Genomic DNA, 26,019 nt, shown 5'->3' on the forward strand with positions numbered 1-26,019 from the left:
ATATGACAAAATTAATCTTTATGGGGACCCCCGACTTTTCAGCAACAGTTTTAAAAGGGCTTTTGACAGATGACCGTTACGAAATTCTAGCCGTTGTGACCCAGCCAGACCGTGCTGTCGGACGTAAAAAAGTGATCCAAGAAACCCCAGTTAAACAAGCTGCCAAGGAAGCAGGACTTCCTATCTACCAACCTGAAAAACTATCTGGAAGTCCAGAGATGGAAACTATTATGCAGCTAGGAGCAGATGGAATTGTGACTGCTGCTTTTGGGCAGTTTCTCCCAAGTAAACTCCTTGATAGCATGGACTTTGCTGTCAATGTTCACGCCTCCCTCCTTCCTAAACACCGTGGTGGTGCGCCTATCCATTATGCCTTGATTCAAGGGGATGAGGAAGCTGGTGTGACCATTATGGAAATGGTTAAGGAAATGGATGCAGGAGATATGATTTCTCGTCGCAGTATTCCAATCACGGATGAGGACAATGTCGGCACCTTGTTTGAGAAATTGGCGCTAGTTGGTCGTGATTTGCTTTTGGACACTTTGCCTGCCTACATTGCTGGGGAAATCAAACCTGAACCGCAGGATCCAAGTCAGGTCACTTTCTCGCCAAATATCAAGCCAGAGGAAGAAAAACTGGACTGGAACAAAACCAATCGTCAACTCTTTAACCAAATCCGTGGCATGAACCCCTGGCCTGTTGCCCATACTTTCCTTAAGGGCGACCGCTTTAAGATTTATGAAGCACTACTAGTGGAAGGTAAGGGAAATCCAGGTGAAATCCTCTCTATCGGCAAGAAAGAATTGATTGTCGCAACGGCTGAAGGAGCTTTGTCTCTCAAACAAGTGCAGCCAGCTGGTAAGCCTAAGATGGACATTGCTTCCTTCCTCAACGGTGTTGGACGTACATTGACTGTAGGAGAACGATTTGGTGATTAAAGTAGAAACAGCTAGAAGTTTAGCCCTAGCAGTATTAGAGGATGTTTTTATTAATCAAGCATACTCAAATATCGCCTTAAATAAGCATCTCAAGGGAAGTCAACTTTCTGTAGCAGACAAGGGTTTGGTAACCGAGCTGGTCTATGGAACAGTAGCCCGTAAACTGACTCTGGAATGGTACCTATCCCACTTTATCGAAGACAGAGACCAGTTAGACAGTTGGCTTTATGTCCTTCTTCTTATGAGTGCCTACCAGCTCCGCTATCTGGATAAGATTCCAGACCATGCTGTGGTTAATGAAGCAGTGGAACTGGCCAAAGTCCGTAAAAAGGGCAGTGAAAAATTGGTCAATGCCGTCCTTCGTCGTATCCTGCGTGAAGGCTGGCCAGATATTGCCAGTATCAAACGAAAAAACAAACGTGATTCCATTGCCTATTCTCTACCTGTTTGGCTAGTTGCCAAGCTCAAGGAAGAATACGGAGAAGAGCGAGCGCAAGCTATCTTTGAAAGTCTTTTGGTGCGCAACAAGGCCAGCATTCGTGTAACAGATCTAGGACGAAAAGAGGAAATACAAGCCTTGTTGGAGGCTAGTGATTCATCCTTATCTCCTTCTGGTCTGGTTAAGGAGCAAGGGCATTTTGCAGGCCATGATTTGTTTGCAGATGGAGCCATTACCATTCAAGACGAGTCCAGTCAACTGGTTGCTCCGACTCTTGATTTACAAGGTGATGAGCAGGTTCTAGATGCCTGTGCGGCTCCGGGAGGAAAAACGGCCCACATTGCTTCCTATCTTACGACAGGTCAGGTTATTGCTCTGGATTTATATGACCACAAGTTGGACTTAATCCAAGAAAATGCCCAACGTTTGGGGGTCGCAGAACGGGTTCAAACGCAAAAATTGGATGCCAGAAAGGTGCATGAGTTTTTTGGTCAGAATTCCTTTGACAAGATTCTAGTGGATGCTCCTTGTTCAGGAATCGGTCTTCTGCGTCGCAAACCAGATATCAAATACAACAAAGAAACAGCAGATTTCGCGTCCTTACAGGAAATTCAGCTAGAAATATTAGGTAGTGTTTGTCAAACACTACGCAAAGGTGGTATAATAACTTATAGTACCTGTACTATTGTCTCAGAAGAGAATTTTCAAGTCGTACAGGCATTTTTAGAAAGTCATCCTGAATTTGAGCAGGTGAAACTAGAACATGAATGTAAGGATATCATGAAAGATGGCTGTATCCTCATCACCCCTGAATTGTATGGAAGTGATGGATTCTTCATCAGCCAATTTCGCAAGATATCAGATTAGGAAGGAACTAACACATGGAAATTTCATTATTAACAGATGTTGGTCAGAAACGAACAAATAACCAAGACTATGTAAACCACTATGTCAATAGAGCTGGACGTACCATGATTATCCTAGCTGATGGTATGGGAGGTCATCGCGCAGGGAATATCGCTAGTGAGATGGCGGTAACAGACCTAGGTGTAGCTTGGGTGGATACTCAAATCGATACAGTTAATGAAGTACGTGAATGGTTTGCTAACAACCTTGAGATTGAAAATCAAAAGATTAACCAATTGGGACAAGATGAAGCTTATAAAGGAATGGGAACAACCCTTGAGGCTGTTGCTATTATTGGCAATCAGGCTATCTATGCCCACATTGGGGATTCTCGTATCGGTTTGATTCGTGGAGAAGAATACCATCAGTTAACGAGCGACCATTCCTTGGTTAATGAATTGCTCAAGGCAGGTCAATTGACACCTGAAGAAGCAGCTAGCCACCCACAGAAAAATATTATTACCCAGTCAATTGGTCAAAAAGACGAAATTCAGCCTGATTTTGGAATGATTACCCTTGCGACAGGAGATTATCTCCTACTTAATAGCGATGGATTAACCAACATGATTTCAGGCAGTGAGATTTGTGATATTGTAACCAGTGATATTCCTTTGGCAGATAAAACAGCGACGCTCGTGCGTTTTGCTAACAATGCAGGAGGTTTAGACAACATTACGGTTGCCCTTGTTTCTATGAACGAGGAGGACGCAGAATGATCCAAATCGGCAAGATTTTTGCCGGACGCTATCGGATTGTGAAACAGATTGGCCGAGGAGGCATGGCAGATGTCTATTTGGCCAAGGATTTAATTCTAGACGGAGAAGAAGTGGCAGTGAAGGTCTTGAGGACCAACTACCAGACGGACCCGATAGCTGTAGCTCGTTTTCAGCGTGAAGCGAGAGCTATGGCAGATCTAGACCATCCTCATATCGTTCGGATAACAGATATTGGTGAGGAAGACGGTCAACAGTATCTTGCAATGGAGTATGTTGCTGGACTAGACCTTAAACGCTATATCAAGGAACATCACCCTCTTTCTAATGAAGAAGCCGTCCGTATCATGGGACAAATCCTATTGGCTATGCGTTTGGCCCATACCAGAGGAATTGTCCATAGGGACTTGAAACCTCAAAATATCCTCTTGACGCCAGATGGGACTGCCAAGGTTACAGACTTCGGGATTGCAGTAGCCTTTGCTGAGACAAGTCTGACCCAGACCAACTCAATGCTAGGTTCTGTGCATTATTTATCACCAGAGCAGGCGCGTGGTTCTAAAGCGACTGTACAGAGTGATATCTATGCCATGGGGATTATCTTTTATGAGATGTTGACAGGACATATCCCTTATGATGGGGATAGTGCGGTGACCATCGCCCTCCAGCATTTCCAGAAACCATTGCCATCGGTTATAGCTGAGAATCCATCTGTGCCTCAGGCTTTAGAGAATGTTGTCATCAAGGCAACTGCCAAGAAATTGACAGATCGTTATCAGTCAGTTGCAGAGATGTATGTGGACTTGTCTAGTAGTTTGTCTTATAATCGTCGCAATGAGCCTAAATTGGTGTTTAATGATACCACTAAGGCTGACACCAAGACTCTTCCTAAAGTTCCACAAAGTACCTTGACTTCGATTCCTAAGGTGCAAACACAAAGTCCAAAGCCACAGACTGCGAAGCCGAGTCAGCAGACTTCAGAGGACAATTACGCAACCAAGCCTGTTAAGAAACGGAAATTTAGAGTTCGCTATATGATTTTGTTGGCCAGCATTGTATTGGTGGCAGCTTCTCTTATTTGGATACTATCGAGAACTCCTGCAACCATTGCCATTCCAGATGTGACAGGTAAGACAGTGGCGGAAGCCAAGGAAACCCTCAAGAAAGCCAATTTTGAGATTGGCGAGGAGAAATCAGAGGCTAGTGAAAAGGTGGAAGAAGGGCGGATTATCCGTACAGATCCTGACGCTGGAACTGGTCGAAAAGAAGGAACGAAAATCAATTTGGTTGTCTCATCAGGCAAGCAATCTTTCCAATTGAGCAATTATATCGGCCGTAAATCGACCGATGTTATCGCAGAACTCAAGCAGAAGAAGGTACCTGAAAATCTCATCAAGATAGAGGAAGAAGAATCAAGCGAGAGTGAAGAAGGAACAGTTCTTAGACAGAGCCCGTCTGCTGGAACAACTTATGATTTGAGTAAGGCCTCAACAATTACTTTAACTATTGCTAAGAAAGTAACAAGTGTTGTCATGCCAAGTTATATAGGATCTAGTCTCGAATTTACTAAAAATAATCTCGTTCAAATTGTCGGTATTAAAGAAGCCAATATTGAAGTTGTAGAAGTGTCGACAGCTCCCGCTGGAACTGCTGAAGGTACAGTCGTTGAACAGAGTCCAAAAGCAGGTGAAAAGGTTGATTTGACTAAGACGCGTGTCAAGATTTCAATCTACAAACCAAAAACACCGCCGTCAACATCATCATCAGCACCAGCCCAACGTGGAAACCAAGGTTCTACTACAACACCAAGTCAGGGGAACCAACAAGGAAATCAACGAGAGAATGCACCTGCTACTACTCAATCAAGTAGTGAAGGGAACCACGAAAATTCTCGTGATTAAACGAATCTTTGTCATGATTTCATGGCAAAGATTTTTTTTGACTCCAGATTTGTGATAGAATAGAGGGAGTTGATAAAAGGAGGAACGCATGGAAGAATCAAGAGAATTAAATGCCGTCATCGATGTGATTATGTTAGCAGGAACCATTCTCCTTAAAAGTGGTTCAGAGATTCATCGTGTAGAAGATACCATGATTCGTATTGCGCATTCGCAGGGAATTTTGGATTGCAATGTTCTGGCTATGCCTGCCGCAATCTTTTTCTCCATTGAAAATACCAATATTTCGCGAATGAAACGTGTGACTTCCTCTTCTTATAATATTGAAAAAGTCTGCGATGTCAACCAGATTTCTCGTCAGTTGGTAGGGGGAAAGCTGGATTTAGAGACGGCCTTCAAGCAATTGACGGCCTTGCAAGCTCAACCTCTTCCCTATACTAAGTTGCAGGTAACTTTGGCTGCGACCTTTAGCGCCCCTTTCTTTTCAATTATGTTTAGTGGAAATATCTACGATGCACTTGGGGCAGGAGTGGCTACCTTATTTGGTTTTGCATTTTCCCTTTATGTGGAAAAATTTATCCGAATTCCTTTTGTGACGGCCTTTGCTGGAGCCTTTGTATTTGGGATGATTGCCCAGTTTTGGGCTCGCTACACAGGCTTTCCTTCAACGGCAGATTTGATTATAGCTGGCGCGGTCATGCCTTTTGTACCAGGAATTGCCTTGACCAATGCGGTTCGTGATATTATGACCAACCACATAAACTCTGGTATGAGTAAGATGTTTGAATCCCTGCTCATTACCCTTGCTTTAGGGGCAGGAACTTCTGTCGCCTTGGTATTGATGAATTAATATGACACTAACAACCTTTTTATTACAAGCAGTAGCAAGTCTTCTTGCTATCATCACTTTTTTAATCGTACTCAATGTGCAACGTTCTATGCTCTTACCAGGAGGAATTTTGGGCATGGCTGTCTGGCTAATTTATCTTTTGCTCAAGGAACCGACCAATGTTATTGTGGCTACTTTTATTGCAGCCATTATCGGTTCTTGTGTCAGCCAGATTTTAAGTATTCTTTATAAGACACCTGCTGTGGTCTTTATCTTGGCCATCTTAGCACCTCTGGTTCCGGGTTATCTTTCTTATCGAACAACAGCCTTTTTTGTGACGGGAGATTACAGTCACGCCATTGCTAGTGCAACCTTGGTTGTTATGTTGGCTTTGGTGATTTCCATTGGAATGGCTAGCGGAACAGTGATTCTCAGACTTTATTCTCACTTACAAAAACAGCATAATGGTTAGAATAATAAGCGACTTGATTTGGTGAATCAAGTCTTTTTTCTCTCTTTTACTGCTATTTGTGATAAAATAGTATAGAACGATTTTTTACAATGAATGATAAAACAGAGGTAAATATGACAATCGGTATTGATAAGATTGGTTTTGCGACCAGTCAATATGTCTTGAAATTACAAGACTTAGCAGAAGCGAGGGGAATTGACCCTGAAAAATTAAGTAAAGGACTCTTACTCAAGGAATTGAGTATTGCGCCTCTAACTGAGGATATCGTGACCTTGGCGGCCAGTGCTAGTGACTCTATTTTAACTGAGCAAGAGAGACAAGAAATTGACATGGTCATTGTGGCTACCGAGTCAGGAATTGACCAGAGTAAAGCTGCGGCCGTCTTTGTGCATGGTTTGCTGGGCATCCAGCCCTTTGCTCGTAGTTTCGAGATTAAAGAAGCCTGCTATGGAGCGACAGCAGCCCTTCATTATGCCAAATTGCATGTGGAAAATTCTCCAGAGTCCAAGGTCTTGGTCATTGCCAGTGATATTGCCAAATATGGTATTGAAACTCCAGGAGAACCAACTCAGGGTGCTGGCAGTGTGGCCATGTTGATTACACAGAATCCACGCATTATGGCCTTTAATAATGACAATGTAGCTCAGACCCGTGACATCATGGATTTCTGGCGTCCAAATTACTCAACAACTCCTTACGTAAATGGTGTCTATTCTACCCAACAATATTTGGATAGTTTGAAAACGACTTGGCTTGAATACAAAAAACGTTACCAGCTTACCTTAGATGATTTTGCAGCTGTTTGCTTCCACTTGCCTTACCCTAAATTAGCGCTAAAAGGCTTGAAAAAAATTATGGATAAGAGCCTGCCTCAAGAGAAAAAAGACCTCTTGCAAAACCATTTTGACCAGTCTATTCTTTACAGTCAAAAGGTAGGGAATATCTATACAGGTTCCCTCTTTCTTGGACTTTTGTCTCTCTTGGAAAATACAGATAGCCTGAAGGCTGGGGATAAAATTGCCCTTTATAGTTACGGAAGTGGTGCTGTGGCTGAGTTCTTTAGTGGTGAATTGGTTGAAGGTTATGAAGCTTATCTGGATAAAGACCGTTTGAATAAGCTCAACCAACGAACTGCCCTGTCTGTTGTAGACTATGAAAAGGTCTTCTTTGAGGAAGTAGACTTAGATGAAACAAACTCTGCCCAGTTTGCTGGCTATGAAAATCAAGATTTTGCCTTGGTTGAAATTGTTGACCACCAACGCCGTTATAGCAAGGTTGAAAAATAATGAAGATAAGTTGGAATGGATTTTCAAAAAAATCATACCAAGAGCGCCTCGAGCTGTTACAAGCTCAGGCGCTCCTTAGTCCTGAGAGACAAGAGAGTTTGGAGCAGGATGAACAGATGAGTGTGACTGTGGCAGATCAGCTGAGTGAGAATGTAGTGGGAACTTTTTCTCTACCTTATTCGCTGGTTCCAGAGGTTCTCGTTAACGGTCAGGAATACACAGTTCCCTATGTGACGGAAGAGCCCTCTGTGGTTGCTGCGGCCAGCTATGCCAGTAAAATCATCAAGCGGTCAGGTGGCTTTACTGCTCAAGTACATGAGCGCCAGATGATCGGTCAGGTAGCCCTTTATCAAGTTGCTAATCCTGAACAAGCTCAAGAGAAGATTACTAGTAAGAAAGAGGAACTCTTAGAACTTGCCAATCAAGCCTATCCTTCTATCGTTAAACGCGGGGGTGGGGCGCGTGATTTGCATGTCGAGCAGATAAAAGGCGAAACAGACTTTCTCATTGTGTATCTCCATGTCGATACCCAGGAAGCCATGGGTGCTAATATGCTCAACACCATGCTGGAGGCCTTGAAACCAGTCTTAGAAGAACTCAGTCAGGGACAAAGTCTTATGGGAATCCTGTCTAATTACGCGACTGATTCTCTGGTGACGGCAAGCTGTCGCATCGCCTTTCGCTACTTGAGCCGCCAAAAGGATCAAGGACGAGAAATTGCGGAGAAAATGGCTTTGGCTAGCCAATTGGCGCAAGCTGATCCTTATAGAGCAGCTACCCACAATAAAGGGATTTTTAATGGTATTGATGCCATTTTGATTGCCACTGGTAATGACTGGCGTGCTATTGAAGCAGGGGCTCATGTCTTTGCCAGTCGAGATGGACGCTATCAAGGTCTTAGTCAATGGAAGCTGGACCTTGAAAGAGAAGAATTGGTCGGTGAGATGACCCTGCCCATGCCTGTGGCGACCAAGGGTGGCTCTATTGGTCTCAACCCTCGTGTAGCTCTCAGTCATGAACTGCTGGGAAATCCATCTGCTAAAGAATTAGCCCAGATTATAGTGTCTATCGGTCTTGCCCAAAACTTTGCGGCTCTCAAAGCCTTGGTGAGCACAGGGATTCAGCAAGGGCACATGAAATTGCAGGCCAAATCCTTGGCTCTCCTAGCAGGTGCCTGTGAGTCTGAAGTCGTTTCCCTAGTCGAGCTCCTCATCGCAGATAAAACCTTTAACCTAGAGACAGCCCAGCGTTATCTTGAAAACTTAAGATCATAAAAAACTCAGACGAATTTGTCTGAGTTTTCTTGTACTTAAATACTTTTTCCTGGTAATAGTGTAACTGGTAAGAAGTAACCAGTTGTTGCGACTTCCTTGCCTTCAATCTTTTGCAAGAGAAGATCAACAGTGAGGCAGGCAATCTCTTCCAAAGGTTGCTTGATGGTCGCGAGTTGAGGATAGTAATTCTCGATAAAGTAAGTCCCATCATAACCGATGACCTTGAGTTCTTCTGGGACAGAAATGCCCAGCTCCTGAGCGATTTTAATGACCAGAATAGCGGTCAAGTCATCCGAAGTAAAAATGGCATCTGGTTTTTGTCGAGTTAAGATATTCTTGATTTCCATTTCTTTTCTGACAGGAGAAAAGTCACTGGAAACATTGATAATAGGTGCTTTCGGGAGAACAGAGGCAAAGCCAGCGTGGCGTAGCCCAGTTGGCGAATTGGAATTGTCATTCCCCGTAATCATGATGATAGACTGGGCACCTGTCTTAACCAAGGTCTGGGCAGCAAGAACCCCACCAGCATAGTTGTCAGAGGAGACGACAGGAATATCTGGTGACAGATTTCGGTCAAAGGAAATAATTGGTGCCGTCACGCGATTGTAGTCTTCGATTCCCAGGTTGTGACTACCAGAAATGATGCCGTCCACCTGATTGGCTTCTAACATTTCGATGTATTCGCGTTCCTTTTCAGAATCGTGCTCACTGTTGCAGATGATGGTCTTATAACCATTTTTGAAGAATTGGTGTTCCAATTTATCAATCAATTCTGCATAGAAAACATTGGAAATATTGGGGAAAATCAAGCCGATTAACTTAGCTGATTTTCCTTGTAGACTGCGAGCCAGGTTGTTGGGTTTATAGCCCAATTCTCGCATAGCTTCATTGACCTTTTGAATGGTTTTTTCAGATAGATAGCCTTTTTTATTGATAACCCGAGAAACGGTAGTAGGGCTGACGCCTGCAAGTTTGGCGACATCAGTTAGTTTTGCGACCATAATCTAATTCATAGTAAGTTCCAGTTGGGTTTCCAGATTTAATTAGGATCCCATTTTGGTCCGCATGTGGGAAGACACGACCAGAAAATACTTTTTCTCCTTTATTGATGAAAATTTCAAAGACAGAATTATCGATGAAGATTGTAGCAGTAGTAGCCTGATTCTCGATTGGGCAAGAACGAATAGTTCCAAATTCTTGGGCATACTGTTCACCAGCCTGGCTACGATCTACTGTCACTTGACCATTTACAAGGTCAAAGTTGATGGAAAGTCCCTTGCCTTCTTTATCAGCAAGTAAGACAATCTCGCTCTGGCTATTAGCTTCCAAATTAAGTTCAAGTTCGTAAGTGTTCTTGGTTTGAGCACGGTTTGAGAAGGCTTCTTCAGAAGCACGAAGGTCCTTGATCGCTGCAACTGGGTATTGGTAGAGTTTGCCATCTTTGATAGTTAGTTCTTTGACCAAAGAGAAGGTTCCTTGGTGGTCAAAACGGTCAGATGGGTAAGAAACATCTGGCAAACCAAGCCAGCTAACTGCTAGAGCACGTCCGTCAGGAGAGTTGAAGGCTTGGGTTGCATAGGCTTCAAAACCATAATCCATGTTTTGGAGTTGAGACACATCTACCATTTTGGCATTTTCAGGGTCAAAGGAATCCCCAATCTTATACATATTTGGATAGATATTGTCGTAGTCTAGAACATTTTTATCCAATCCTTGTGGGCAGTAGAGAAGGACAGGTTGCTCTCCTACAAAGACCATATTTGGGCATTCCATCATGTAGGCAGTGCGGTCGTTAGCAAAGTCAAGGTCGCCAACAGCTTGCCAGTTTGTGTAGTCATTGTCAATAGCTTTGTAGAGACGGACGAAGCCTTTTTTCTCCAAGTCCTGTCCACCGACGATGGCATAATATTGCCCCTTGAAGTTAAAAATTTGCGGATCGCGGAAGTGGTCTGTAGAGTCTGCTGGCTGGTCGATCAAGATCTTGTCAATCTTCGTAATATTGCCATCCTTATCCATCAAAGCCCCAATCTGGTATGGGTGACGAATCCAGTTTTCATCGCGGACATTTCCTGTATAGAATAGGAACAAGTTATCGCCAAACTGCATAGCAGAACCAGAGTAGGCACCGTGGCTATCTAATGGAGTATCTGGTAAAACTTTGATTCCAGTTTCTTTAAAGTGAATCAAATCATCACTTTCTAGCTGTGCCCAAGATTTCAAACCGTGGGCTGCACCAAAAGGAAAATTCTGGTAAAAGAGGATCCACTTGCCATCAAAGTAAGAGAAGCCATTTGGGTCGTTGAGAAGCCCTGTTTTTGGCTCAACATGGTAATGAGTATGCCATGGAGATTGTGCTATATTTTTCTTTATATTTTGAATTTCTTCTTGCGTCCAATCTTCATAGGGTCTATAACGACGCTCAGTTGTCCATTCCATTTATTTTATTCCTCCAAAAATCTTATTACTTTTAATAGTAACCGTTTTCGGAAAAAAAAGCAAGCCTTTTATGTTAAAAAAGAGAAAAAACTGTCAAACGTTTATCATAAAATAAATGCAGGAAATCAATTAAATTTTCAGGAAAATATGAAAGATAATGAAATAAAAATCTTTTCAACTAAGATTTTAAATTTATTTTTTCAAGAAATACCTGATAAAACAATCAAAAACAATCAATCTAAAGCGTGCCCATCAAGTGGATAGATTATTTTTTCTGCAAAACGCTTGACATATTTCTAAAACATGATAAAATAATAGTCGTAAGGGCGAATAAAATCGCTTTCAAATAAGAACAAAATTTTATATAAGGAGATTTTTGCTATGGATTATAGTAAAGTTGCTGCCGAGGTCATTGAGGCTGTCGGTAAGGATAATCTTGTAGCTGCAGCCCACTGTGCAACTCGTCTTCGTTTGGTATTGAAAGACGAATCAAAAGTGAATCAAGCAGCTCTAGATAATAATGCGGATGTCAAGGGAACTTTTAGCACTAACGGACAATATCAAATTATCATTGGTCCTGGAGATGTTAACTTTGTGTATGCGGAAATCATCAAGAAAACTGGTTTGAAAGAAGTTTCGACAGATGATTTGAAAGAGATTGCTAATAAAGACAAAAAGTTCAATCCATTGATGGACTTAATTAAACTTTTGTCAGACATCTTTGTTCCTATTATCCCTGCCTTAGTTGCAGGTGGTCTCTTGATGGCTTTACGTAACTTCTTGACATCACCAGACTTGTTTGGACCTCAATCAATTGAAGATATGTATCCTGCAATCAAAGGCTTCTCAGCTATGATTCAATTGATGTCTGCTGCTCCATTTATGTTCCTCCCTGTTTTGGTTGGTATTTCAGCAGCCAAGCGCTTTGGAGCAAACCAATTCCTTGGTGCGGCAATCGGTATGATTATGACCACTCCAGATTTAGGTGGTAAAGAAGCCTTCTGGGACATCTTAGGTTTCCATGTTACACAAACAAACTATGCTTATCAAGTTATTCCAGTCCTTGTTGCAGTCTGGTTGTTAGCAAATTTGGAAAAATTCTTCCACAAGAAATTGCCATCTGCAGTTGACTTCACTTTCACACCGCTTTTATCAGTGATGATTACAGGATTCCTTACCTTTACAGTTATCGGTCCTGTTATGTTGGTTGTGTCTGATGCGATTACAAATGCGATTGTATGGTTGTACAACACAACAGGTGCCTTTGGTATGGGGCTATTTGGTGGAACATATTCGCTAATCGTTATGACAGGTCTTCACCAATCATTCCCAGCAATCGAAACACAATTGTTGTCTGCTTACAATAATAACGGTACTGGATTTGGAGACTACATCTTTGTTGTTGCTTCAATGGCAAACGTAGCACAAGGTGCGGCTACTCTTGCAATCTACTTCTTGACAAAAAATGCTAAAACAAAAGGATTGTCAAGTTCGGCTGCTGTTTCTGCCTTCCTTGGTATTACAGAACCTGCTCTCTTTGGGGTAAACTTGAAATACAAATTCCCATTCTTCTGCGCCCTTGCTGGTTCAGCAATTGGTGCCTTCGTAGCAGGTTTAACTCACGTTATTGCAGTTTCATTGGGAGCGGCTGGATTTATTGGATTCCTTTCTATTAAGGCTGGTTCAATCCCTATGTATATAGTTGCGGAAATCATGTCCTTTGTTGCCGCCTTTGCTTTCACTTATTTCTACGGTAAAACAAAAGCAGCTAGTGTCTTTGCTGATGAAGCTGCCACAGCAACCGCAGAAACAGTTACTGAACCTACAGTAGAAGCACCAGTAGTGGAAGAGACTGATACTCTTCAAAATGAAACACTTGTAACTCCTATCGTCGGTGATGTTGTCGCTCTTGCTGATGTCAATGACCCAGTCTTCTCAAGTGGAGCTATGGGACAAGGTATCGCTGTGAAACCAAGTCAAGGTGTGGTTTATGCACCAGCTGATGCTGAAGTTTCAATCGCCTTTCCAACAGGACACGCTTTTGGTTTGAAAACAACTGATGGTGCTGAAGTTTTGATCCACGTTGGTATTGACACTGTGTCTATGAACGGTGAAGGTTTTGAAGCAAAAGTTGCTCAAGGTGATAAGGTGAAAGCTGGCGATATTCTTGGAACATTTGACTCAAACAAAATCGCTGCAGCTGGACTTGATGATACAACAATGGTTATCGTTACAAATACAGCTGACTACGCTTCAGTAGCTCCAGTCGCAACAGGTTCAGTTGCGAAGGGGGATGCTGTGATCGAAGTGAAAATCTAATCAATCCTCTCTAATGTGAAAACGAACAAATGACATGTTTGTTCGTTTTTGCTTGAATGGTAAGATTTACAGAGGAAAATCTAAAAAATAGAGAAATTTAGACTTTCGAAATATGCTATAATAAAGAAAATAAAAACAAGAGGTTTATCATGACAAAATTATATGGAAGCTTGGAAGCGGGCGGTACAAAGTTTGTCTGTGCTGTCGGTGATGAAAACTTTAACGTTGTAGAAAAAACACAATTTCCAACAACAACTCCAATCGAAACAATCGATAAAACCATTGAGTTCTTCTCGAAATTCGATAATCTTGCTGGTCTTGCAGTTGGTTCATTTGGTCCGATTGATATTGATAAAAACTCAAAAACTTATGGCTTTATCACAACGACTCCAAAACCAAACTGGGCAAATGTGGACTTGCTTGGTGCCCTTCGTCGCGCCCTAAACGTGCCAATGTACTTCACAACAGACGTAAACAGCTCTGCTTATGGTGAAGTGGTTGCCCGTAACAATGCTGGTGCTCGTATTGAAAACTTGGTTTACTACACAATCGGTACAGGTATCGGTGCAGGTGTTATCCAACGTGGTGAGTTTATCGGTGGTGTGGGTCACCCTGAAATGGGTCATTATTATGTTGCTAGACACCCAATGGATATTGAAAAAGAGTTTAAGGGTGTTTGTCCTTTCCATAAGGGATGTCTGGAAGGCTATGCAGCTGGTCCAAGTTTGGAAGCTCGTACAGGTGTTCGTGGGGAAAACATTGAACTCAACAACCCTGTTTGGGATGTTCAAGCCTACTATATCGCTCAAGCTGCGGTCAATGCGACAGTGACTTTCCGACCAGACGTGATTGTCTTTGGTGGAGGGGTCATGGCTCAACAACATATGCTGGACCGTGTCCGTGAGAAATTTACATCTCTTCTCAATGGTTACCTACCAGTACCAGATGTGCGTGAATACATCGTAACTCCAGCAGTCGCAGGAAATGGTTCTGCTACTCTTGGGAACTTTGTTCTTGCAAAAGAAGTTTCAAAATAAAGCACAAAATCCGCTTGGAAAACCAAACGGATTTTTTACATGTCAAAGCATTTGCCAGAAAAAGTCAATAATATAGGTCAGACCGTAGGTATAAACCACGAGGGTAAAGGGCTTGGTCAGAATGATGATGGTCATATAGCGCTTGAAGCTCATCTTGGTCAGGGCAGCCAGCATACAGAGAAAGTCAGCTGGACTAATGGGCCAAATCATCATAAAGATAAAGAAACGGTCAAAACGATTGCCCTTATCCAACCAGCCGATATACTTGTCATAGGTACGCTTGCTGACGACAGACTGGACAAAGGCAGCTCCGTAGAGGCGCACCAGATAAAAGATAATGGCACAGCCAATCACGATGCCGATATAGTTGTAGATTGTCCCGATGATGTGACCGTAGATAAAGACACCAGCCACCGAGGTCAAGGCTCCTGGAATGATAGGGACGACAGTCTGTAAAATCTGTAAAAAGATAAAGAGAGGTGGACCCCAGATACCTGCCTGCTGGATAAAGGCAGAGAGGGTTTCCTTAGACTGTAAAACCCCAGCCTGATAAGCCCAAATACAGAAAATCAAACTCCCAACCCCACCGACAATCGATGAAATATTGATAACTTGCTGCAGAAGGGGAGAAACAGCTTTCATTTGTTTATCCTGTGACATGTAAACTCCTCATAGATAGTATAACTCTACTATACCATATTTTGGAGGAGAAAGGGGGGAATGAGTGTTTTTGCTATGGGAAGAGTGATGGATTTTGAGCCTAAACATGCTATAATAAAGGGAGCAGATAAGTAGCAAAGGAGAGAGTATGATGCAGGTAAAACCAGAACTGGAGATAGAAAAACAACTGATCAACCAACTGGTGACTGGGGAAAGTCAATGGACTTACAGAGATGACCTTAAAACAGAAGAGCAATTATGGGAAAACTTCTTTGAAAAGCTAGCCCAGAACAATGTGGCTCTATTGGCAGATCATCCCCTGACAGAACAGGAAAAACGCCAGATAAAGAATCAACTGAACTTTGTTAGCTACTATGATGCGGCCAAGTGGTTGGTCGGCGAAAATGGCATTGCCAAGGTTGAGGTTCAGAGAGAAGATGCTAGTTTGGGGACTATTCGTTTATCTGTCATTTGGCGAGACAATATCGCAGCTGGTAAGTCTAGTTATGAGGTTGTCAACCAAGTCGAGAGAGATAAGATAAATCCTCAGGATCAAGATCGCAGGCTAGATGTGACTCTCTTGATCAATGGCCTTCCTATGATTCAAATTGAGCTTAAAAGTCCCCGAGTTGCTTTTTTAGATGCCTTTCATCAAATCAAGAAGTATGATAGAGAAGGAAAGTTCCGTGGCATCTACTCTAGCTTACAGATGTTTGTTGTGACCAATAAGGTAGATACTCGCTATATTGCTGCAGCTAGGGAAAATAAACTCAACAAGCAATTTCTAACCAAGTGGGTGGATAAGGACAACCAACCTATAACGAGCTTGACCAGTTTTGCCCACGAAGTCCTTTCCATCCCTCGTGCCCACCAGATGGTCATGCAGTATTCTGTCCTTGATGATAGTAAGAAGGCTCTCATCCTCCTGCGTCCCTACCAGATCCATGCTATTGAGGCTGTTCAGGAAGCCTCTCGCCAGCAAGCATCAGGCTATGTTTGGCATACGACAGGTTCAGGGAAGACTTTGACCTCCTATAAGGTAGCTCGGAATCTCCTCCAAATTCCATCCATCCAAAAGACGATTTTTGTCGTTGACCGTAGGGACTTGGATCAACAGACCACTTCATCTTTTCTCTCCTATGCGACCAATGATGTCATTGATATTGATGAGACGGATAATACCCATGATTTGGTCAAGCGACTAGGAAGCAATGATAAGCGTGTGGTGGTAACGACCATCCAGAAAATTACCACCATGATGCGTAAGTTTGAACAAGGTCTTTACCAAAGAGATGCGGACAAAATCAAGGGTCTCCGAGTGGCCTTTGTCGTGGATGAATGCCACCGTGCCGTAACACCTCAAACACAAAAAGACATTAAGGCCTTTTTCCCACAGTCTCTCTGGTATGGTTTTACAGGCACACCTATCTTTAAGGAAAATAAACGCCAGCAAGTCGGCGATCTAGCCCAAACCACCCAGCAACAGTACGGTGACCGTCTCCATGAGTATACAGTCAAGGAAGCCATCCATGACGGAGCAGTTTTAGGCTTTAAGGTGGATTATCGCAATACCCTCATCACGGATAAATCCGAAAATGACATACCAGATATTGTCTATGAGAATGAGGAGCATATGCTGGAAGTCTTGGATGCCATTATCAATAAATCCCGTCAACAACTAGGCTTCCAAAAGGGAGTAGGTAAGACCTACAATGCCATCCTGACTGTCAAGTCAATCCCTCAAGCCCAAGCCTACTATGACCTCCTCAAACGAGTCAAGGCTGGGGAGACGAGAGTCAAGGTATCGGAGAGGGTCAAGCAGGTCCTTCCAGACTTTCCAAAGGCGACCATCACCTACTCTATTACGGAGAATGAAGAAGAGTCAAGAGCCAATCAAGACCACATGAAGCAAGTCTTAGAGGACTACAACCAAGAGTTTGATACCCATTTTACCATGGCGGATCTTCGTGGCTTTAATACGGATGTCAATAACCGCCTAGCTCGAAAGCAGGACAAATACCTCTATCGCAATGAACAGTTGGACTTGGTTATCGTGGTCAATCGTCTCTTAACAGGATTTGATGCCCCTTGTCTGTCAACTCTTTTTATTGACCGCAAGCCTATGCAACCGCAGGACTTGATTCAGGCCTTTAGCAGAACCAATCGGATCTTTGACTCTAGTAAGACCTACGGTCATATCATCACCTTCCAAAAGCCCCTAGCCTTTAAGGAAGCAGTGGATAATGCTCTTAAACTCTACTCAAATGGTGGAGAAAACGAGGTCCTAGCCCCAAGCTGGGAAGAGGAAAAGAGAAACTTTTTGCGGAGTTGCAGTGATTTTAAAAACCTTGCCACTGATGACTATGTGAATGGTCTAGATTTCGAGCAAGTCTCTACGCCTGAGTTGAGGAAACTAGCTAAAACCTATCAAGCCCTTGATAAATACCTGGCCTCTATCCGAGTGTACAAAGAGTATGATGAGGAAGAAATTTACAGTCAGACAGGACTTGATGGAGAAAAGTTGGAAAGGTATCTGGGTCTTTATCGAAATGTCCTTGCTGAATTAAAAAGCCGAGTAGAGGATGATGACGACGGTGAACCACTTGATATCCACTATGAACTGGAGTCTATCCAAGTGGATGAGATCAACTATGCCTATATCTTGATATTGATCCAAAGCCTGATTGAACAAGGTCAAAGTCAAGAAAAGAACCTAAGCGCTCAAGATAGGGGAGCCGTGGATAACTATATTCAGAGTCTTGAGAAGACCAATCCAAATCTTGCCCAGATCATCACTGAACTGTGGAGAGAGGTACAAGAACATCCAGAAAGCTATCGTGGTCAGTCTATCGCAAATATCTTGGATCAGATGATAGAGGCTGTCATCCAGCAACATATCCAAGTCTTTAGTAAGCGCTGGTATGTCGGAGAGGATGAACTCCGTTACTATGTCGAACATTACCGTAAGGGAGCTAAAAAACAACTAGGAGAAAGCCAGCTGACTAAGAGCCAGCGCTATCAGGACTATAAGCTAGAGGTGGCGGATGCCCTTAATCCTCTCCTCTATAAAAAACAAATCAAGGAAGCCTATACCCAGCTGATCGAAGAAGTGATTGAGCCGCTTAGGGTTGGAAGGTAATTAAGTGTAATTAAAATTTAAAGGAGAGTAAAATGACTGCTGAAATCGCTATTTTAAATAAGAGTGGAATTGTTTTGGCTGCAGATAGTGCTGTGACTATTTCAAATAATTTAGGTAATGCTAAAGCATACAATGCAGCAAATAAATTATTTTCTTGTGGGGGGAATAAAAATATTGCATTTATGATTTACGGGAATGCAGAGTATATGGAAATTCCCTGGGAAATTATTTTTAAAGAGTTTAGGAGTGAAACACAAATAATTGACTTTAGGGATTTAGAAGAATGTGCTACAAGTTTTTTTGCATTTTTAAAAAAAGAGCAATTTAATGATTGTCATATTTCTAAAAATATAATTATAAGTACTTTTTATAGAACGTTAAATTATATTACAAATGTAGCATCTGATTTTATTAATGAGGAGCAAGCTAAGAGTAATAATCATGAAATTGAAGATGAAAAAATAATAGAAATATTAAAAAATGTAATTTTACTTGTTAGAAAAAATAATATTGATAGAAAAGGAATAGATTTTGAGATAACAGTAGAAGATTTTATATCAGAGTTTTTTGATTTTATAGATAAGGATTTAAAAAATTTTTTCAAACTTGACATAAGTGAAATTTTCAATGATTTAGTTACATTATTATACGAATTGGTGATTTATAAAAATTCATTTGATAATTCTTCTGGAATAGTATTTGCTGGATATGGAAGTAACGATCTATTTCCATCGTTGTATTCTTATGAAGTTGATTATTCTTTTAATGGAAAACTGAAGTACACATCACAAGAAAAAGTAAATATTACTGTAAATGGTTGCAGTGCTTCAATAACACCTTTTGCTCAGTCTGACATGGTTTTAACGATTTTAAAAGGTATGGATCCATCCATTGAAAGTGAAATTATTGATAAGATTTCAGCATCTGAATTGACGGATAATCAAAAGGATGATATCATAGAAAGTGTAGCAAATTTTCAAAAAGAAAATTTTATAGATCCAATATTAAATATTGTTAGTATGCTGTCGGTTTCAGAGTTGGCAAATATGGCAGAAACACTAGTTAATTTAACATCCTTTAAACGTCATATTACGGACTCTTTAGAAACGGTAGGTGGTCCAGTTGATGTTTTAGTTATAACCAGGGGTGATGGACCTATATGGATAAATCGAAAAGAATATTTTGACTTGCAAAAAAATATAGATTATCAATTGAGGAAGAGAGATATTCGTGATGGTAGGAATTAGTTCTTTTAATATAAAAACAAATGATATATCTGAAAAAAGTTCTAGGATATCTATGGTTAATAGAAAGTCTAATAGTACAATTGAGGATACATATTCTGAATCTAAGTTTCTTCGGAATGAATTAAGCATACTGGATTTTAAAAAATATATGATTAAAAATGAAAATAAAAAATAATGTACTTTCTTCTTATAGTATAATATAGGGATTTGGATTAATAAAAGATATGCACCAACATTAATTTGTGGTGCTTTTAGTTTAGTTAGAGGGAGTGTAGTGATATTGAAAAAAGGTAGGTATAGATATAATGGGTTCTATGAAAATTGGAAATCAGTTAAACTAGGTAATTTTGTAGATGTCAATCCTAAATCATTTCTACCTAGGAAGTTTAAGTATGTAGATTTAGAATCAGTTGTTGGGACGAAGTTAATCTCCTTTAGAGAGGAAATTAGAGAAAGTGCACCATCACGTGCTCAACGTGTTGCACAAAAAGGAGATGTTTTTTTTCAAACTGTTCGACCATACCAAAAGAATAACTATTTATTTGATTTAAATGAAGATAATTATGTTTTTTCTACTGGATATGCTCAATTACGTCCAAAAGTTGATAGTGCTTTTCTTCTTGCTAGATTACAAGAAGAAGGTTTTGTAAATAAGGTAATAGAAAGGTGTACAGGTACTAGTTATCCAGCAATCAATTCGAAAGATTTATCAAGAATTTCTATCACAATTCCGGAGCATTTTGAAGAACAATCCGCCATCGGTACTCTTTTCCGTACCCTCGACGATCTTCTTGCAAGCTACAAGGATAATCTCACCAACTACCAATCTCTCAAGGCGACCATGCTCTCCAAGATGTTTCCAAAAGCTGGACAGACAGTTCCAGAGATTCGTTTAGATGGATTTGAAGGTGAATGGGAACTAATCAAGTTAGGCGAAGTTTGTGATTTAATTACAAAGGGAACAACGGCAAAATCTCAATCAGAACAAGGAAAGGTAAATTTTATCAAAGTTGAAAACTTGAAAGATAACGAAATCTATTCTGTTGTTAAGATTTCAGAGGAAGAACATTTGGGAAGTTTGAAGAGATCTATTTTGTTTGAAGGAGATATATTATTTTCGATTGCGGGTACTCTTGGTAGAACTGCAATCGTGAGAAATAATGTTCTTCCGGCTAATACAAATCAAGCTCTTGCAATTATTAGAGGATATAAATTAGATGCTTATTTTTTATTAGTAGTATTATCTGGAGAAGTTGTGAAAGATTATATACGAAAAAATCCAACAGTAGGTGCACAGCCAAATTTGTCCTTAGAACAAGTTTCATCTTTGAAAATACAAGCTCCTTCCATTGAAGAACAACGCGCTATCGGCCTCTATTTCTCTAACCTCGATAACCTCATCAACTCTTACCAAGAAAAAATTTCTCAGCTTGAGACTTTGAAAAAGAAACTTTTGCAGGATATGTTTATATAGGAGATTAATTTTGGGTAATGAAGAATTATTAAACACAGTAAATTCACTAACTAATACTTATTATGCTGCTCTAGGTTTTGTTGCGACTGTAATATTAGGAATTCTGGCATTTGTATTTTGGGATAGAGTAAATTTTAAAAAATCTCTTGAAAAAGAATTTAAAACTATTTTAAAAGAAGAACTTAAGAATCAAAAGTTTGAAATAGATTATTACTATTTGAAGTATTTGCCATTCATTAAAAAATTAGAAACACGCTATAAGGGTATGGGGATTAAAAAAGGTGGAATGATACGACCTTTTCTGAAATATTGTGATGAACCATTGAATGAGATGATAGCCTTGTATAATCGTTGTGTAAATACGTCTTTTCAACCATTTTTCGAAAGTTATTCAAGATATTATTACGATATCTGTTACAATATAATAGAAGACACAAGAGAATTTGCAACTTATAGATTAGATACGTTAACAGAAATGGAGCTAAACGCTATAGTAAAAGTGAATAAGTATATACCACAATTGAATTATATATTTACAAAATATGATTATTTAGAGTTTAAAGCAATTGTATTGGATAAAACTAATTAAACTATTTTTATGTATTGTTGAAACGATTAAGGATAGAAAGAAACATTATGGAAACAACACAAACGTCCCAGTCGCTCTACCAAGCCCTGTGGAACTCAGCGGATGTTCTCCGCTCTAAGATGGATGCCAACGACTATAAGTCCTATCTCTTGGGGATGGTCTTTTATAAGTACCTGTCAGATAAGATGCTCTTTTTCGTGTCGGAGACTATGGAGGAGGGGAGTGAGAGTCTAGAGGCTGCCCTTGAGGTCTATCGTAACTACTATGAGGATGCGGACACCCACGAGGATCTTCTTGCAGTCATGAAGGACGAACTCAACTATAGTATCAAGCCTGAGTTGACCTTTACGGCTCTGGTAGCACGTGTTAATGAGGGGACTTTCCAGTTGGAAGACTTGGCTCAGGGTTTTCGTGATATCGAGCAGAGTGACGAACTTTATGAAAACCTCTTTGAAGATATTGACCTCTATTCCAAAAAGCTAGGGGCGACTCCGCAAAAGCAAAACCAAACGGTGGCGGCGGTCATGAAAGAGTTGGCTGTGCTAGATGTGGCTGGTCATGCTGGTGATATGCTGGGAGATGCTTATGAGTATCTGATTGGTCAGTTTGCGACTGACTCGGGTAAGAAGGCTGGTGAGTTCTATACACCTCAGCCTGTTGCCAAACTCATGACTCAGATTGCCTTTTTGGGTCGTGAGGATCAGCTAGGCTTTACCATCTATGATGCGACTATGGGGTCTGGCTCTCTCTTGCTCAATGCCAAGAAATACTCTCATAAACCGCAGACAGTGGCCTACTTTGGGCAGGAGCTCAATACTTCGACTTATAACTTGGCTCGGATGAACATGATTCTACACGGTGTTCCTGTTGAAAATCAATTTCTCCACAATGCCGATACACTAGATGAAGACTGGCCGACTCAAGAGCCGACTAACTTTGACGGTGTTCTCATGAACCCACCCTACTCTGCTAAGTGGTCAGCAAGCTCTGGCTTTATGGCGGATCCTCGTTTCTCTCCATTTGGGAAACTAGCACCCCAGTCCAAGGCTGACTTTGCCTTTCTTTTGCATGGTTACTACCATCTCAAGCAGGATAATGGAGTTATGGCTATCGTCCTTCCCCACGGTGTTCTTTTCCGTGGAAATGCGGAAGGAACTATTCGTAAGGCCTTGTTAGAAGAAGGAGCCATTGACACGGTTATCGGTCTTCCAGCCAATATCTTCTTTAATACCAGCATTCCGACCACGGTTATCATTCTCAAAAAGAACCGTACCAATCGTGATGTCTACTTTATCGATGCTTCTAAGGAGTTTGATAAGGGGAAAAACCAGAATATCATGACGGATACTCATATCGAGAAGATTCTGGAAGCATACAAGTCACGTGAAGAGATTGACAAGTTTGCCCATCTAGCAAGCTATGAAGAAATTGTCGAAAATGACTATAACCTCAATATCCCTCGTTACGTAGATACCTTTGAGGAAGAAGAAGTCGAACCCCTGACAGATATCGTTGGCAAGATTAACAAGACAAATGAAGAAATCCAAAACCAAACCGCTTCCCTACTCGAAATGCTCGGTCAACTACACGGAACCACACCAGAAGCCGATGCTGAGCTTAAAGAGTTTTTGAAAGAGTTTAAAGGGTGATGAGAGTAATTGATTCGCTCATATTTAAGATAAAACTTTATCTAGGCTGATATAGTTGTATTTTCTAACATTAGCGAGGAGGGGCTTTCTTCAAGCTCGATAGAACGGAGAACTGTGAACTTGTATAACGAGCTTAAAGATTTAATATGGTAGAATAGAGTGTATAGATTTTACTTGAAGCTTTGTTTAGAAAGGAAAACCATGACACCGACCTATGAAATTGATAATCCCAGCCTCTCTTATCAGACCAAATTAGACCTATGGGAAACGGGATTTGGTTTACAAAAGGTAGATGATTTAGAGCCGTCGTCGTATATGAGAGAGCTAGCAGAGCAAAATTCTCAAGGAAAGTTGACTTATCAAGAAGTTTATGATCAAGTAACGGCTTATCACCAAGAGACGGATGATAGCACAAGAGAAGCAGACCTTGTTGCTATGAGAATTGTGGAACTCTTGTCCTCTAATGCCTTTAAATTTGCTCCAACAACATTGAAAGTGATTCATAGAGAGCTTTTCTTTGGTCTCCTGCCACAAGGCATTCCCTTGGGAGAATACCGCTCTTATAACATTACAAAAAGTGAGGCTGTTTTAAACGGAGACAGTGTCATATATGATGATTTTCGCACGGTAGCAGATAGTTTGACCTATGATTTTCAGCAGGAAAGTCAATTTGACTATCGAGGAAAATCTGATATTGAAGTAGTGCAACATATTAAGACTTTTATTTCAGGTATTTGGCAAATTCATCCTTTTGGAGAAGGAAATACTCGAACCATAACAGTATTTTTGATTAAGTATCTTAGAACTATGGGATTTCAGGTAGACAACAAACCCTTCCAAGAAAATGCAAAGTATTTTCGAGATGCTCTTGTTCTTGATAATGCAAAGTTATTCCAGAAAAAAACAGAATATCTGGAACGATTTTTTGAAAATCTCTTATTAGCTGGGCAACATGATTTAGAAATAGACTAAAGAGATGAATGGTTTATTGTACATTTTGAGTTAGAAATTATTCCACCTTTTGAAGATGGGAATGGTCGTATGGGGTGAGTTGGTTAGAGTCTTATCTTGAAGAGCATTATCAGATAACAAATGCAGTGGTACAAGAATTGACAGGATTGAGTGCAGCAACCATTTGTCGTTATCTCCAACTATCTGTAAACCAAGGTTTATTAGAAAAATCAGGAAGTACAAAAAACACTATTTATTCGCTCATATTCCGCTCATTTTTAAGATACAACTTTGTTTCCATATTTCCGGGGAACTAGTAGAAAGTAAGGAGAAATATGGAAACTAACAACCAACGTGCACTTTGCCAGCAACTCTGGGCTCAAAACAAATACCTCGTTTTGAGTCATTCTAGCAATATTTACAATGAGATTCGTCAGTATCTCAAGAATGAAGAGGTGGAGGTGAGTCAGGTTCAGGAGATGATTGACCGTGCCTGCCAGATTCCAGAACACAGGGGTCAGGTTTGCAATGCCTTTCAGCATATTTGGGGATATTTCAAGAAGAAAGCAACGGAGACTGAACGCAAGGATTTTATGTTTTTACTGGAGCGTTATCACTCTGGTCATGCCACCAAAGAAGAGTTAATTGCTAAGACGAGAGATTTGCTTGAATGTTACCCAAATGCTTATCTGCAACATTCTACCTTGTTGAAAGGAGACTCCCATGAGACTTTGGCATGAGGCTTTGATTTCACAGCTTCCTCGTCCCCAACTCTTGGGGCAACATCGAGAATGTTGCGCCCTGCGTGGCAATGGCTGGGGCAGAAAGCATGCAACGGTGGACTATGTCTTTACCCACTCGCCCTATCGACTCTATGCCTATCATGACTTGATCATGGAGGAGATGGCTAGCCGTGGCTACAATGTCAGTCCAGAGTGGTTGGATAAAAACTATCGTGGTAAGACCTGCCCTTCTTATGAAGATTTACCTGAGGAGACTTTGACGAGCCCTATTTACAAGGAGCACGATGCTACCTACTATGAGGAGTGTCTGGCAAATCTCCGAGAGAAGGGGATTGAGCTGGAGTAAACGTAAGGATTGCCTTCAATTTATAACTCTTCTCGTAATTTTTTCGAATAATAAAGATGAGACCTTTAGAGTTTTTCTAAGGTCTTCTTTTTATGAGTGTCCAGATGTACTTTTAATAACTTTTGAGTTATAATATTAAAAAAGCCAAGCGTGAACTAAAGGACTTAAAAGAAAGAGGGTTAAGTGATGAAGAATAGTGCTATTGGGAGTAACTGGAAGGATGTCCGGTCTCAACTCTTCACCAAGGAGGAAATCCTTGAAAGTGATATGCGGGTGGCAATCATGAGTGAATTGATTGAGGCTAGACGTGAGCAAGGAATCAGTCAGAAAAAGCTAGAAGAACTCAGTGGAGTGAGTCAGCCTGTCATAGCTAGGATGGAAACAGGCAAGACTAGCCCTCAGTTGGATACAGTCTTAAAAGTCTTAGCCAGTTTAGGAAAGACACTAGTAGTCGTCCCACTCGAACAGGAAAAGAGTTGATTAGAGTAGACTCATACTCAATGAAAATCAAAGAGCAAACTAGGAAACTAGCCGCAGGCTGTACTTGAGTACGGCAAGGCGACGTTGACGCGGTTTGAAGAGATTTTCGAAGAGTATTATAGTCTTTTCTAATAGCAAGCCATAGTCACTTATAAGAATTACTAATAACGTGTTTGATCAGTCTAACTGAAATA

General features: G+C 41.0%; 22 protein-coding genes. 19 read left to right on the forward strand and 3 right to left on the reverse strand.

The annotated features are described in order from the left end of the window. The first annotated feature begins 2 nt into the window (after positions 1 to 2). The 8 genes from fmt (at position 3) to ACLNCP_RS04890 (ending at position 8,755) form a co-directional block, all read left to right on the forward strand. Entirely contained in the window at positions 3 to 938 is a 936-nt protein-coding gene (fmt, locus tag ACLNCP_RS04855; RefSeq protein ID WP_424844107.1) for a methionyl-tRNA formyltransferase, read from the forward strand. Beyond that, a complete protein-coding gene (rsmB, locus tag ACLNCP_RS04860) occupies positions 931 to 2,244 on the forward strand; it encodes a 16S rRNA (cytosine(967)-C(5))-methyltransferase RsmB (RefSeq protein ID WP_424844108.1) in 1,314 nt (437 codons plus the stop codon). Before fmt ends, rsmB begins: the two co-directional genes overlap by 8 nt. Positions 2,245 to 2,258: 14 nt before the next feature. Then, positions 2,259 to 2,999 carry a Stp1/IreP family PP2C-type Ser/Thr phosphatase gene (locus ACLNCP_RS04865; RefSeq protein ID WP_261035003.1) on the forward strand — a complete coding sequence of 247 codons (741 nt, stop codon included), beginning with the start codon at positions 2,259 to 2,261 and terminating at the stop codon, positions 2,997 to 2,999. After that, positions 2,996 to 4,897, forward strand: a complete 1,902-nt coding sequence (pknB, locus tag ACLNCP_RS04870) for a Stk1 family PASTA domain-containing Ser/Thr kinase (protein ID WP_153208855.1) — start codon at positions 2,996 to 2,998, stop codon at positions 4,895 to 4,897. Before ACLNCP_RS04865 ends, pknB begins: the two co-directional genes overlap by 4 nt. 88 nt (positions 4,898 to 4,985) lie before the next feature. Next, positions 4,986 to 5,744: a threonine/serine exporter family protein gene (locus tag ACLNCP_RS04875; RefSeq protein WP_024057274.1), complete on the forward strand. Its 759-nt coding sequence runs from the start codon at positions 4,986 to 4,988 to the stop codon at positions 5,742 to 5,744. Position 5,745: 1 nt separating this feature from the next. Beyond that, positions 5,746 to 6,195: a threonine/serine exporter family protein gene (locus tag ACLNCP_RS04880; RefSeq protein WP_261069867.1), complete on the forward strand. Its 450-nt coding sequence runs from the start codon at positions 5,746 to 5,748 to the stop codon at positions 6,193 to 6,195. 113 nt (positions 6,196 to 6,308) lie between these two features. Continuing rightward, positions 6,309 to 7,481: a hydroxymethylglutaryl-CoA synthase gene (locus ACLNCP_RS04885; RefSeq protein ID WP_261069866.1), complete on the forward strand. Its 1,173-nt coding sequence runs from the start codon at positions 6,309 to 6,311 to the stop codon at positions 7,479 to 7,481. Beyond that, positions 7,481 to 8,755, forward strand: coding sequence for a hydroxymethylglutaryl-CoA reductase, degradative (locus ACLNCP_RS04890; protein ID WP_424844109.1), 1,275 nt, complete (start codon positions 7,481 to 7,483; stop codon positions 8,753 to 8,755). Before ACLNCP_RS04885 ends, ACLNCP_RS04890 begins: the two co-directional genes overlap by 1 nt. Positions 8,756 to 8,790: 35 nt before the next feature. Here the strand turns inward: ACLNCP_RS04890 and ACLNCP_RS04895 are convergent, their stop codons facing one another. Together ACLNCP_RS04895 and ACLNCP_RS04900 are read right to left on the reverse strand one after the other, a co-directional pair. After that, positions 8,791 to 9,756, reverse strand: a complete 966-nt coding sequence (locus ACLNCP_RS04895) for a LacI family DNA-binding transcriptional regulator (protein ID WP_261069864.1) — start codon at positions 9,754 to 9,756, stop codon at positions 8,791 to 8,793. Then, complete coding sequence (locus ACLNCP_RS04900; protein ID WP_424844110.1) at positions 9,737 to 11,191, reverse strand: sucrose-6-phosphate hydrolase; 1,455 nt, start codon at positions 11,189 to 11,191, stop codon at positions 9,737 to 9,739. Before ACLNCP_RS04900 ends, ACLNCP_RS04895 begins: the two co-directional genes overlap by 20 nt. Positions 11,192 to 11,572: 381 nt before the next feature. On the opposite strand from ACLNCP_RS04900, the gene ACLNCP_RS04905 reads away from it, so the two are divergent. Together ACLNCP_RS04905 and scrK are read left to right on the forward strand one after the other, a co-directional pair. Then, the gene (locus ACLNCP_RS04905; protein WP_153199200.1) at positions 11,573 to 13,510 is read left to right on the forward strand and encodes a sucrose-specific PTS transporter subunit IIBC; all 1,938 of its coding nucleotides are present in this window, start codon (positions 11,573 to 11,575) and stop codon (positions 13,508 to 13,510) included. A 149-nt stretch (positions 13,511 to 13,659) separates the two neighbouring features. Next, positions 13,660 to 14,547, forward strand: a complete 888-nt coding sequence (gene scrK, locus ACLNCP_RS04910; protein WP_084927800.1) for a fructokinase ScrK — start codon at positions 13,660 to 13,662, stop codon at positions 14,545 to 14,547. 42 nt (positions 14,548 to 14,589) lie between these two features. On the opposite strand, the gene ACLNCP_RS04915 is transcribed toward scrK, so the two are convergent. Then, a complete protein-coding gene (locus ACLNCP_RS04915) occupies positions 14,590 to 15,207 on the reverse strand; it encodes a TVP38/TMEM64 family protein (RefSeq protein ID WP_000076170.1) in 618 nt (205 codons plus the stop codon). Positions 15,208 to 15,355: 148 nt separating this feature from the next. Between ACLNCP_RS04915 and ACLNCP_RS04920 the strand changes: the two genes are divergently transcribed. The 9 genes from ACLNCP_RS04920 (at position 15,356) to ACLNCP_RS04960 (ending at position 25,825) form a co-directional block, all read left to right on the forward strand. After that, complete coding sequence (locus tag ACLNCP_RS04920; protein WP_424844111.1) at positions 15,356 to 18,346, forward strand: type I restriction endonuclease subunit R; 2,991 nt, start codon at positions 15,356 to 15,358, stop codon at positions 18,344 to 18,346. Positions 18,347 to 18,378: 32 nt separating this feature from the next. Continuing rightward, on the forward strand, positions 18,379 to 19,593 hold the full coding sequence (locus ACLNCP_RS04925; protein WP_153199150.1) for a hypothetical protein: 1,215 nt from the start codon (positions 18,379 to 18,381) through the stop codon (positions 19,591 to 19,593). Positions 19,594 to 19,873: 280 nt separating this feature from the next. After that, entirely contained in the window at positions 19,874 to 21,067 is a 1,194-nt protein-coding gene (locus ACLNCP_RS04930; protein WP_153208868.1) for a restriction endonuclease subunit S, read from the forward strand. A 10-nt stretch (positions 21,068 to 21,077) separates the two neighbouring features. Further along, complete coding sequence (locus ACLNCP_RS04935) at positions 21,078 to 21,656, forward strand: hypothetical protein (RefSeq protein ID WP_153208870.1); 579 nt, start codon at positions 21,078 to 21,080, stop codon at positions 21,654 to 21,656. Positions 21,657 to 21,703: 47 nt separating this feature from the next. Then, positions 21,704 to 23,305, forward strand: coding sequence for a type I restriction-modification system subunit M (locus ACLNCP_RS04940; protein WP_424844112.1), 1,602 nt, complete (start codon positions 21,704 to 21,706; stop codon positions 23,303 to 23,305). 201 nt (positions 23,306 to 23,506) lie between these two features. Further along, positions 23,507 to 24,277 (forward strand): Fic family protein, encoded by a 771-nt coding sequence (locus tag ACLNCP_RS04945; protein ID WP_049511039.1) that lies wholly within the window; start codon positions 23,507 to 23,509, stop codon positions 24,275 to 24,277. Between the two features lie 314 nt (positions 24,278 to 24,591). Next, positions 24,592 to 24,996, forward strand: a complete 405-nt coding sequence (locus ACLNCP_RS04950; RefSeq protein ID WP_049511040.1) for a YbgA family protein — start codon at positions 24,592 to 24,594, stop codon at positions 24,994 to 24,996. After that, positions 24,980 to 25,345 (forward strand): TIGR02328 family protein, encoded by a 366-nt coding sequence (locus tag ACLNCP_RS04955; RefSeq protein ID WP_049511041.1) that lies wholly within the window; start codon positions 24,980 to 24,982, stop codon positions 25,343 to 25,345. Before ACLNCP_RS04950 ends, ACLNCP_RS04955 begins: the two co-directional genes overlap by 17 nt. Positions 25,346 to 25,531: 186 nt before the next feature. Next, positions 25,532 to 25,825, forward strand: a complete 294-nt coding sequence (locus tag ACLNCP_RS04960; protein ID WP_049544814.1) for a helix-turn-helix domain-containing protein — start codon at positions 25,532 to 25,534, stop codon at positions 25,823 to 25,825. The last annotated feature ends 194 nt before the right edge of the window (positions 25,826 to 26,019 follow it).

This window comes from Streptococcus sp. CL6.35 (genome assembly GCF_049737915.1).
Taxonomy (GTDB): domain Bacteria; phylum Bacillota; class Bacilli; order Lactobacillales; family Streptococcaceae; genus Streptococcus.